At 65.4% G+C, this 10,603-nt stretch carries 7 protein-coding genes and 2 pseudogenes; 4 read left to right on the top strand and 5 right to left on the bottom strand.

Going from position 1 to position 10,603, the window contains the following annotated elements:
* Positions 1-84 precede the first annotated feature (84 nt).
* The 4 genes from cyoB to OR16_RS36850 are packed head-to-tail and all read left to right on the top strand — an operon-like array spanning position 85 to position 3,974.
* A complete protein-coding gene (gene cyoB / locus OR16_RS36835; protein WP_006164125.1) occupies positions 85-2,088 on the top strand; it encodes a cytochrome o ubiquinol oxidase subunit I in 2,004 nt (667 codons plus the stop codon).
* A complete protein-coding gene (cyoC, locus tag OR16_RS36840; protein WP_006164126.1) occupies positions 2,081-2,737 on the top strand; it encodes a cytochrome o ubiquinol oxidase subunit III in 657 nt (218 codons plus the stop codon). Before cyoB ends, cyoC begins: the two co-directional genes overlap by 8 nt.
* Positions 2,734-3,141, top strand: coding sequence for a cytochrome o ubiquinol oxidase subunit IV (cyoD, locus tag OR16_RS36845; RefSeq protein ID WP_006164127.1), 408 nt, complete (start codon positions 2,734-2,736; stop codon positions 3,139-3,141). Before cyoC ends, cyoD begins: the two co-directional genes overlap by 4 nt.
* A complete protein-coding gene (locus OR16_RS36850; protein WP_006164128.1) occupies positions 3,138-3,974 on the top strand; it encodes an SURF1 family protein in 837 nt (278 codons plus the stop codon). The genes cyoD and OR16_RS36850 overlap by 4 nt, the downstream gene beginning before the upstream one ends.
* A 15-nt stretch (positions 3,975-3,989) precedes the next feature.
* On the opposite strand, the gene OR16_RS42335 is transcribed toward OR16_RS36850, so the two are convergent.
* From OR16_RS42335 to OR16_RS36875, 5 genes and pseudogenes are all read right to left on the bottom strand, one after another.
* A complete protein-coding gene (locus OR16_RS42335) occupies positions 3,990-5,174 on the bottom strand; it encodes a dipeptidase (RefSeq protein WP_006164129.1) in 1,185 nt (394 codons plus the stop codon).
* A gap of 140 nt (positions 5,175-5,314) precedes the next feature.
* A complete protein-coding gene (locus OR16_RS36860) occupies positions 5,315-5,656 on the bottom strand; it encodes a copper-binding protein (RefSeq protein ID WP_043422634.1) in 342 nt (113 codons plus the stop codon).
* A 28-nt stretch (positions 5,657-5,684) separates the two neighbouring features.
* On the bottom strand, positions 5,685-8,828 hold the full coding sequence (locus OR16_RS36865) for an efflux RND transporter permease subunit (RefSeq protein ID WP_006164131.1): 3,144 nt from the start codon (positions 8,826-8,828) through the stop codon (positions 5,685-5,687).
* Positions 8,825-10,374, bottom strand: a pseudogene (locus OR16_RS36870) (efflux RND transporter periplasmic adaptor subunit). Before OR16_RS36870 ends, OR16_RS36865 begins: the two are co-directional and overlap by 4 nt.
* Positions 10,371-10,603 (bottom strand): annotated as a pseudogene (locus OR16_RS36875) (TolC family protein); the annotation flags it as partial. The pseudogenes OR16_RS36875 and OR16_RS36870, both read right to left, overlap by 4 nt.

Consider the following 10,603-nt stretch of genomic DNA (forward strand, 5'->3'; position numbering starts at 1 on the left):
CCAACGATGTTACCCAATGATGTTGCCCAATGAGCTGCTGTTCCCCGATTCCCGAAACAACGCCCTTGCGGCCCTGGTGACACAATGCCCGAGCACCTCGACCTGACGCAACTGGTATTCGGCCGCCTCACCTGGGAGGCAATTCCCTATCACGAGCCCATCCTGCTGGCGACCTTCGTGGCGGTCGTGATCGGGGGCCTGGCGCTGGTCGGTGTGCTCACCTACGTGCGAGCGTGGGGCTACCTGTGGCACGAGTGGTTCACCAGCATCGACCACAAGAAGATCGGCATCATGTATGTCGTGCTGGGCATCGTCATGCTGCTGCGGGGCTTCGCGGATGCGGCCATGATGCGGCTGCAGCAATCGGTTTCCTTCGGCGATTCGCTGGGCTACCTGCCGCCGCACCACTATGACCAGATCTTCACCGCGCACGGCGTGATCATGATCTTCTTCGTGGCCATGCCGCTGGTCACCGGGCTCATGAACTTTGTCGTGCCGTTGCAGATCGGCGCGCGCGACGTTGCCTTTCCCTTTCTCAACAACTTCAGTTTCTGGATGACGGTTGGCGGCGCCGTGCTGGTGATGATGTCCCTGTTCGTCGGCGAGTTCGCGCGCACCGGCTGGCTGGCGTATCCACCGTTGTCGGGCGTGCTGCAAAGTCCGGACGTGGGCGTGGACTATTACATCTGGTCTTTGCAGGTTGCCGGGCTAGGCACGTTGCTATCGGGCATCAACCTGCTCGTGACCATCGTGAAAATGCGCGCGCCCGGCATGACCATGATGAAGATGCCGGTGTTCACCTGGACGGCGCTGTGCACCAACGTGCTGATCATCGCGGCCTTCCCGGTGCTCACCGCCGTGCTGGCCCTGCTGGCGCTGGACCGCTATGCCGGCACCAACTTCTTCACCAACGATCTTGGCGGCAACGCCATGATGTACGTGAACCTGATCTGGATCTGGGGGCACCCGGAGGTGTATATCCTGGTGCTGCCCGCGTTCGGCATCTTCTCGGAAGTGGTTTCGACGTTTTGCCGCAAGCGCTTGTTCGGCTATGCGTCGATGGTGTATGCCACGGTGGTGATCACGGTGCTGTCCTACCTGGTCTGGCTGCACCACTTCTTCACCATGGGCTCGGGCGCTAGCGTCAATTCGTTCTTCGGCATCACGACCATGATCATCTCGATCCCGACCGGGGCCAAGATGTTCAACTGGCTGTTCACCATGTACCACGGGCGCATCCGCTTCGAGGTACCCATGCTCTGGACCATCGGCTTCATGGTCACCTTTGTCATCGGCGGCATGACCGGCGTGCTGCTCGCCGTGCCGCCGGCGGATTTCTCCCTGCACAACAGCCTCTTCCTGATTGCGCACTTCCATAACGTGATCATCGGCGGCGTGCTGTTCGGGTTGATGGCCGGCATCACCTACTGGTTTCCCAAGGCCTTCGGCTACCGGCTGGATCCGTTCTGGGGCAAGTGCTCGTTCTGGTTCTGGCTGGTTGGCTTCTATGTCGCCTTCATGCCGCTCTATGTGCTCGGGCTGATGGGCGTGACCCGGCGCATGAGCCACTTCGAGGACGCATCCCTGCAGATCTGGTTCCAGCTGGCCGCCTTCGGCGCGTTCCTGATAGCGCTCGGCATCGGCTGCTTCCTGATCCAGCTGGTGGTCAGCTACCGCCGGCGCGAATTCCTGCGCGACACCACCGGCGACCCGTGGGATGCCCGCACGCTGGAGTGGTCGACCTCCTCGCCGCCGCCGCCGTACAACTTTGCCTTTACCCCGATCATCCATGACAACGACGCGTGGTGGCAGATGAAAGAGCACCACTACCAACGGCCACAGCAAGGCTTCATCCCGATCCATATGCCGAAAAACACCAGTGCGGGCATCATCCTCGCGGGGCTTAGCACCGTGCTCGGCTTCGCCTTGATCTGGCATATGTGGCTGGTGGTGATCGTGTCCTTTGCGGCGATCCTGGTCGTGGCGATCGGCCACACCTTCAACTACAAGCGCGACCACTACATCCCGGCCGACGACGTCGTGCGCACCGAGGCAGAGCGCACGCGCCTGCTTGCCAGCCATGGTTGATACCACCGCCTCCTACGGCCCCGGCGACGTGCGCATGCCGGACACACCGCGCCAGAGCGAGCTGCACTTCCATGCGACCAGCGAGGTGCATGCGCAGAACGGCACCTTGCTTGGCTTCTGGCTGTACCTGATGAGCGACTGCCTAGTCTTCGCCAGCCTCTTTGCCGTGTACGGCGTGGTGGGGCGGCGCTACGCCGGCGGCCCCACGGGCGCCGAGCTGTTCGAGCTGCCGCTGGTGGCACTGAACACCACCATGCTGCTGCTGTCGTCGATCACCTACGGCTTTGCCGTGCTGGAGATGCAGAAGGCGCAGGTGCGCACCACGCTGATCTGGCTCGGCGTCACCGGCCTGCTGGGCGCGGCGTTCATCAGCCTGGAGCTCTACGAGTTCGCGCACCTGGTCCACGATGGCGCGGGCCCGCAGCGCAGCGCTTTCCTCTCCTCGTTCTTCACGCTGGTGGGCACGCACGGGCTGCACGTGACCGTGGGCATTGTCTGGCTCATCACGCTGATGGCGCAGGTGGGGCAGCATGGGCTGATCCCGGAGAACAAGCGCCGCCTGATGTGCCTGTCCATGTTCTGGCACTTCCTGGACGTGGTCTGGATCGGCGTGTTTACCTTCGTCTACCTGATGGGAGTGCTGCCATGAACGCGCATGACAATGCCCTTGCAGGCGATTCCCATGGGCATGGCCATGACGACCATGGCCACGGACACGATGGCGAGGTCAGCCATAGCACCTTCAAGGGTTACATGACGGGCTTCGTGCTCGCGGTGATCCTCACGGCGATCCCCTTCTGGCTGGTGATGGCCAAGGTATTCGACAAATCCAGCACCACGGCGCTGTTCCTGCTGGGCTGTGCCGCGGTGCAGATCGTCGTCCACATGATATATTTCCTGCATATGAATGCGCGGTCGGAAGGCGGATGGACCATGCTGGCGTTGATCTTCACGATCATGCTGGTGGTCATCGCGCTGAGCGGCTCGCTTTGGGTAATGTTCCACCTCGACCAGAACATGATGCCAATGCACGACATGAAGAACCTGCCTTGACGGCCCGGCAGCAGGGCGCAGCCCAATCCAGTCAGCTTTCCCGCAAGCGCGCCACCGGCGCGCTTGTGGCGTTTGCCCTGCTCGCCATCGTGGCAGTGGCGGGGCTGTTGTCGCTTGGCGTCTGGCAAGTCGAACGCCGCGCGTGGAAGCTCGACCTAATCGAGCGCGTGAACGCGCGCGTGCATGCTCCCGCCACGGCCGCACCCAGTGCCGATCAGTGGCCGCGGCTCACCAAGGCTGCCGACGAGTACCGCCGCGTGCGGCTCACTGGTACCTTCCTGAACGACCGCGAGACCCTGGTCCAGGCAGTGACGGAGCTTGGCGGCGGCTTCTGGGTGGTGACGCCGTTGCGCACGGCGGACGGCAATGTGGTGCTGGTCAACCGGGGCTTTGTGCCACCGGAGCAGAGCGAGCGGGCCAGGCGCAGCGGTAGCGCCCCCACTGGCGAGACCACCGTCACCGGCCTGTTGCGCTTCAGCGAGCCCGGCAACGGCTTTCTCCGTACCAACGATCCGGCGGCCGAACGCTGGTACGCGCGCGATGTGCAGGCCATCGCCACCGCGCGCGGCCTGCAAAACGTGGCGCCGTATTTCGTCGACGCGGATGCGGCGGTGCCGCTGGGGGATGCCAGCCAGCGCACCTGGCCGGCGGGCGGGCTGACCGTGATCACGTTCAACAACAACCACCTCGTTTATGCGATCACCTGGTTTGCGCTGGCGCTGATGTTTGCCGCTGGTGCCGTCTACGCCGGGCGGGAGGCGTATCGCCGGTCGCGTGCCGGCGATACGCAGGATACGCAGGACGAAGGCAAGCCGGGACAGCGTACGCGGTAGGCACGCACACCGGCGCTAGCCGACGGAGGCTTCGAACACCCGGCGGTAGTTGCCGCCGAGCACCTTGCCCACTTCCTCGTGCGTGAAGCCCGCTGCCAACAGCGCGGCGGCCAGCGCGGGCAACTGGTCGTAGGCGCGCAATACCGGCGGCGTGATGAAGCCGAGCATGTCCGTGCCCAGGCCCACATGATCTACGCCAACCACATCGGCCATCCGCTTGAAGCCGAGCGCCATCGCGGACAGGTCGCGAAAGGTGCCCGCGCTGGGCCAGACTCCGATCACGCCACCGGTGCCCGCGATCACGCGCGCGTGGTCGGGCGTGATCAGCCGGCTGCGCAAGCCGGGGCGCGTGGCCAGCGCGGAGTGTGAAATCACCAGTGGCCTGGTGGACGTCGCGGCAGCACGCTTGACCAGGTCATAGGTGCCGTGCGCGACATCGACGACGATGCCCAAGGCATTGCAGCGCCGCACCACATCCGCGCCAAAATCCGTCAGGCCACCGTGCACCGGCGGCTCCGTCTGGATGTCGCCCAGCTCGTTGACGCGATAGTGCGTGAGCTGCAGGTGCCGCAATTGATGCATGCCGTACGCTTCATCCACGCGCTCAAGCCTGCCTTCCAGAAAATCGGCGCCTTCGGACGCGATGATCACGCACGGCCCGGCCGGACCCCGCGTGGCCAGTGAGGCCGCGTCGGTCACCACTTGCATCTGCTCACGCTCCACCAGTTGATGCGCGCGCGCGAATTCGGCGACGCCGAGCGCGTAGAGCTCGCCTTCCGACGGGGTTCGCCAGGCTTCGAAGCGCGTGCGATCGGCGGACACGCGCGTGACGATGGTGTCCGTCACGATCGCAAGGCAGATCACGTTCATGCCGCCGGCGCGCATTGGCGCAGCCAGCGGAAGAAAGGGCCGGTCCGCGCCGATGGCGGGATCGCGCGACACGATCACGCGCCCGGCATGGCTGTGCATGTCGATGGTCAGCGCGGTAGGGGAGGGCTTCCAGGGGGAGACGTCCTGGGTGGCTCTCGTGCCGGGCGAAGCCGGCGGCTCGGTGTGGCCGGCAAAGCGTTCCGGCGCGCAGGCGGCTAGCCCGAGTGCCGCGCCTGCTGCCAGGAACATGCGGCGGCTGATCATGCCTGGTGCCTGCCCGAGCCGCGCATCGCCATCGCCCGTACGGTTGGTGGTCCGGTCAATCTGCATCGTTGCTCCACGCGCTTGCGTTCGGGCCTGACCCGGGATGGCTGTCAGGCTTGGTGTGCCTGCCGGCAAGCTCCATGATATCGCGGCGCAAAGTGGAGCGCGCGCGCGGCAGGCCGCATTGCCCAAGCCGCAGGCGGCGCTTATTCCGGCTCGATACTCGTCACCGTTGCCACGCCGTTGACCTTGTCAAAGGTTGCACGGACCCTGCTCCCTTCTTTCAGCCTGGCCAGGCTGGCCTTGTCCTTCACGGGAAAGCGCATCGTCATGGCCGGCATGCCGAGATTCTCGATGGGGCCGTGCTTGAGGGTGACCTTGCCGTTCGCCGCATCCACCTTGCGTACTTCCGCTTCGACGGGCTTCGGGGCGGACGTCGACGCTGCCGGCTTCATCTGCATGCCGGCCATGTCGTCAGCGGCCTGGGCGTGCAGTGTGAAGGCGAAGGTGGCGCATACGGCAGCAAGGCCAATCAATCCGTGTTTCATGGTGAGTTCCTTCTTCAGTGTTCAAGGTTCAAGGTTTGGGGAATGCCTGCCCCGCCTTCGGACGGCGAAGCAAAAAGAAAACCGCGGGAATCACGAACAGCGACAACAGTGGCGCGGTGACCATGCCGCCGACCATGGGCGCCGCAATGCGCTGCATGACTTCGGAGCCGGTGCCGCCGGACCACATGATGGGCAGCAGGCCCGCCAGGATGACCGCCACGGTCATGGCTTTGGGGCGCACCCGCAGGACGGCGCCCTCCTGGATGGCCTCAAGCAACGCGGGCACGTTGGCCTGGCCACTCTCGATTGTCTTGAGCCAGGACTGTTTCAGGTAGAGCAGCATGATCACGCCGAACTCCGCCGCCACGCCGGCCAGGGCGATGAAGCCGACGACGCTGGCCACCGACAGGTTGTGGCCGAGCAGGTATAGCAGCCAGAACCCACCCACCAGCGCAAATGGCAGCGTCGCCATGATCAGCAGCGCCTCATCGAAACGCCCGAACGTGACGTACAACAGCAAGAAGATGATGAGCAACGTGAACGGCACGACCACCTTCAGCTTCTGCGTGGCGCGCTCCAGGTACTCGAACTGCCCCGACCAGCTGACGGAGTACCCCGCAGGCAGCGGGACCGCCTTGCCGACGACTGCCTGCATCTCCTGCACGGCAGAGCGCAGGTCGCGCCCCCGGATGTCCACGTAGACCCAGCCGGAGAGCCTGGCATTCTCGCTGCGCAGCATGGGCGGGCCCTGCGTCACCTGGATGCGGGCCACATCCGATAACAGGATCTGCTGTCCGCCGCTGGTCACAACGGGAAGCTTGCGCAATTGTTCGACCGAGTCGCGGTAGTCCCGCGGGTAGCGCACGTTGATGGGGAACCGCGCTAGTCCATCGACCACTTCGCCGATGTTCTCTCCGCCTACGGCCGATGCCACGATGCTCTGGACGTCGTCGATATTGAGGCCATATCGCCCGGCCGCCGCCCGGTCGATACCGACATCGACATAGCGCCCGCCCGTGAGGCGTTCGGCCAGTGCCGAGGTGACGCCCGGCACGGACTTCACGGCCTGCTCGACGCGGCTGACCAGCCGGTCGATCTCCTTGAGGTCGGTCCCGGCCACCTTGATGCCGACCGGGCTCTTGATGCCGGTGGCCAGCATGTCGATGCGGTTGCGTATGGGCGGCACCCAGATATTGGACAGGCCCGGCACCGTGACGGCGCGGTCGAGCGCTTGCACCAGCTTGTCGGGCGTCATGCCCGTGCGCCACTGGTCGCGTGGCTTGAACTGGATGGTGGTCTCGAACATCTCCATGGGCGCCGGGTCGGTGGCGGAGTCCGCCCGTCCGGCCTTGCCGAAGACCGTGGCGACTTCCGGAACGGTCTTGATCAGGCGATCCGTTTGCTGCAGCAACTGCGCGGCTTTGCCTGCCGACAGCCCCGGCAGGGCAGACGGCATATACAGCAGGTCGCCCTCGTCGAGCGGTGGCATGAACTCGCCCCCGACCCGCAGGATCGGCCAAGCGGTTGCCGCGAGCAGCACCGCGGCGACCACCAGCGTGGCCTTGGGAAAGCGCAGCACCCGCGCGAGCAGTGGCTGATAGGCGCGGATGAGCAACCGGTTGAGCGGATTGGCCTGCTCCGGCGGAATCCGGCCGCGGATCAGATAGCCCATCAGCACGGGAATCAGCGTCACCGCCAGGCCCGCCGCCGCCGCCATGGAATAGGTCTTGGTGAAGGCCAGGGGCGCAAACAGGCGGCCTTCCTGCGCCTCCAGCGTAAAGACAGGAACAAACGACAGCGTGATGATCAGCAGTGAAAAGAACAGGGCGGGGCCCACTTCCGCCGCCGAGTCGCCGATCACACGCCATTGCTCGTCGCCGGCCAGATGCCGGCCGGGATGTTCGGCCCGCCAGTGCTCCACGTGCTTGTGCGCGTTCTCGATCATCACCACGGCCGCGTCGACCATGGCCCCAATGGCAATGGCGATGCCGCCGAGCGACATGATGTTGGCGTTGACGCCCTGATACCGCATCACCAGGAAGGCGGCGAGGATGCCAAGCGGCAGCGACACGATCGCGACCAGCGCGGAGCGCAGGTGGAACAGGAACACGAGGCAGACCACCGCCACGACGACGAACTCTTCCACGAGCTTGTGGGCGAGGTTGTCCACCGCCCGGTTGATGAGGCTGGACCGGTCATAGACCGGCACGATCTCCACGCCAGCCGGCAGGCTGGGTTTCAGCGCCGCAAGCTTCGCCTTGACCGCTTCGATGGTCTCCAGTGCGTTCTTGCCGGAGCGCATGATGATGACGCCACCAGCGACTTCGCCCTGGCCGTTCAGCTCGGCAACGCCGCGCCGCATCTCCGGGCCGAGCTGGATGGTGGCCACGTCGCCAAGGCGAACGGGGATGCCGGCACTGTTTACGCTGAGCGGTATCTGCCGGAAATCGTCCAGCGTTTTCAGGTATCCGGAAGCGCGGACCATGTACTCGGCTTCCCCGAGCTCCAGCACGGAGCCGCCTGTCTCCTGGTTGGCCCCCTTCAATGCGGCCAGGATCGTAGCTTGCGCGATGTTGTAGGCGCGCAGCTTGTCAGGCAGCAGGACGACCTGGTACTGCTTGACCATCCCGCCGATGGATGCCACCTCGGAGACATTGGGCAGCGACTTCAGCTCGAAGCGCAGGAACCAGTCCTGCAGCGCACGCAGCTGTGCCAGATCATGGTGGCCGGTCTTGTCGGTCAGGGCGTACTCGTAAATCCAGCCCACGCCGGTCGCATCCGGTCCAAGCGCCGGCTTGGCGGCGGCAGGCAGTTTCGACTGGACCTGATTCAGGTATTCCAGCACACGCGAGCGGGCCCAGTACAAGTCGGTGCCGTCCTCGAACAATACATAGACAAAGGAGTCGCCGAAGAACGAATATCCCCGCACCGTCTTTGCCCCCGGCACCGACAGCATGGTCGTTGTCAGCGGATACGTGACCTGGTTCTCGACGATCTGCGGCGCTTGCCCGGGGTAGGGCGTGCGGATGATGACCTGCACGTCGGAGAGATCAGGCAAGGCGTCCAGCGGCATGCTGCGCGCCGCCCAGATGCCCCAGGCCGTCAGGATGACCGTGGCAAGCAGCACGAGGAAGCGGTTCCGGATCGACCAGCGAATGAGCTTGGCAATCATGGCTTGTCCCCCGCGCCAGCGGCGGCTGATTGCACGGAAGACAGGACCGGCACGCCGTCATTGTTGATCTGGAAGCGGAAGCGCACCTCCTGGCCGGCCCTCAGATTCTTTGGCAGGCCCGCTGCTGGCGCTGCGAAGTCCATGGTCATGGCACCCCACTGGAGCGTGGGGATCGGTCCGTGGGACAGCGTCAGGCCCTCCGGCGTGATGGCTTCGATACGTCCGATGCCTTCATGCTCCGCGCCGGCTGCCGATGGTGCCGGTGGTGCCGATGGTGCCGATGGTGCGCTCGCACTCTCCATGCGCGTCGCGGCGCCGCGCAGGCTCGCCTCGGAGTCGAGCAGGAACTGGCCCGAGACCACCACCGTCTGGCCTGCCTTCAGGCCTCCGGTCACCTCGGTTTGGCCACCGGCTTCCGCGCCGGTTCTGACCTCCACCGGACTGAAGCCGCCGTTGCCAGTCGCAACCATGGCCACCGTGCGCGAGCCGGTACGGATCAGCGCTTCGGTCGGGACCAGCAACTGGTCGGCACCCGGCCTCGCGCCGAACCGGGCATTGACAAACATGCCAGGCAGCAGCTGGCGGTTCTTGTTGGCGAGTTCGATGCGCACCTTGATCGTGCGCGTGCCTGGATTCACGTCGGGCAGGATGGCGTCTATCTTGCCGGTTAGTGTTTGTCCCGGCAGTGCCGCCGCGGTAGCCGAAACCAGCTGTCCGGGCCGGACGGCCGCAGCCTGGCTCTCCGGCAGCTCTGCCAGGACCCAGACCGTGGAGAGATCGGCCACGCGGAACAACGTCATGCCGGGCGAGACGGTCATGCCATCGCGCGCGCCGACTTCCGTGATGACCCCATCGACGGGGCTCGCGATGGTGAGCCGGGGCTGCAGCTTGCCGGTGGTCTCCACCAGCCGGATCTGGCTATCGTCCATGCCAGCCTGACGCATGCGCGCGCTGGCGGCGCCGCGCAGGTCGCCGTACGGGCTGCCGCTCATGCGCGCGACCGCAAGGTACTCCTCCTGCGCGGCGACCCACTCGGGTGCATAGAGGACGATCAACGGCTGGCCACGCCTGACCGGGTCAAGGGTGGTCCTGGCATAGGCGTGCTCGACGTAGCCCGCGGTGCGCGCCTGGATGACCGTGATGCCGCGCTCATTGATGGCCACGTTGCCCGGCACCTCCAGCACGGCATCGAGCCGGCCGGGCCTGACCTGCGCGGTCCTGATGCCCAGGTTCTGCAGGACGCGGCTGTCGATGGTGAGCGCCGCGCCGCTGGTGCCGGCATCCTCGTACACCGGCACCAGCTGCATGTCCATGAAGGGGGATTTGCCGGGTTTGTCGAACCGCTGGCCGGGTACCATCGGGTCATGCCAGTACAGGATCTTCTGCCGGCCTGGGGATCCGCGTCGCTGGCCGCGGATGGGTTTCGCGTTGCCGTCGAAGGTGGCTTGCGTGCTTCTCCCCGGCTGACACCCAGTTGATAGGTGCCATAAAGGACGCCCCCGGCGGCAGCGAGTGCCACCAGGGGGAAGATGACTTGTTTCTTCATTTGGAATCCCTCGCGGCGGGTTCGGTCTGCGCGGTGGGCAGCGGGACGAGGAAGGCCAGGTCGGCCCAGCCCCTGGCTGTCTTCGCTTCGAGGGTCAGCCGGTCGAGCGCCGTGTCGATGACCCGGTGGTTGGCTTCGGCAACCGCCAGCAGCGATCCGGTGTTGGCGCGGTAAGCCGTCAATGCCGCGTCTGCCTGGGCGTTTGCCAGGTGGCAGGATGGATTCGTCG

Source organism: Cupriavidus basilensis OR16, from assembly GCF_000243095.1.
GTDB lineage: Bacteria > Pseudomonadota > Gammaproteobacteria > Burkholderiales > Burkholderiaceae > Cupriavidus > Cupriavidus basilensis_D.

Excerpts from the sequence above, each read along its gene's own strand:
- OR16_RS36865 (WP_006164131.1), bottom strand. The coding sequence starts at position 8,828 with ATGATTGCCAAGCTCATTCGCTGGTCGATCCGGAACCGCTTCCTCGTG.
- cyoB (WP_006164125.1), top strand. The coding sequence starts at position 85 with ATGCCCGAGCACCTCGACCTGACGCAACTGGTATTCGGCCGCCTCACC.
- OR16_RS42335 (WP_006164129.1), bottom strand. The coding sequence starts at position 5,174 with ATGCAGATTGACCGGACCACCAACCGTACGGGCGATGGCGATGCGCGG.
- cyoD (WP_006164127.1), top strand. The coding sequence starts at position 2,734 with ATGAACGCGCATGACAATGCCCTTGCAGGCGATTCCCATGGGCATGGC.
- OR16_RS36860 (WP_043422634.1), bottom strand. The coding sequence starts at position 5,656 with ATGAAACACGGATTGATTGGCCTTGCTGCCGTATGCGCCACCTTCGCC.
- cyoC (WP_006164126.1), top strand. The coding sequence starts at position 2,081 with ATGGTTGATACCACCGCCTCCTACGGCCCCGGCGACGTGCGCATGCCG.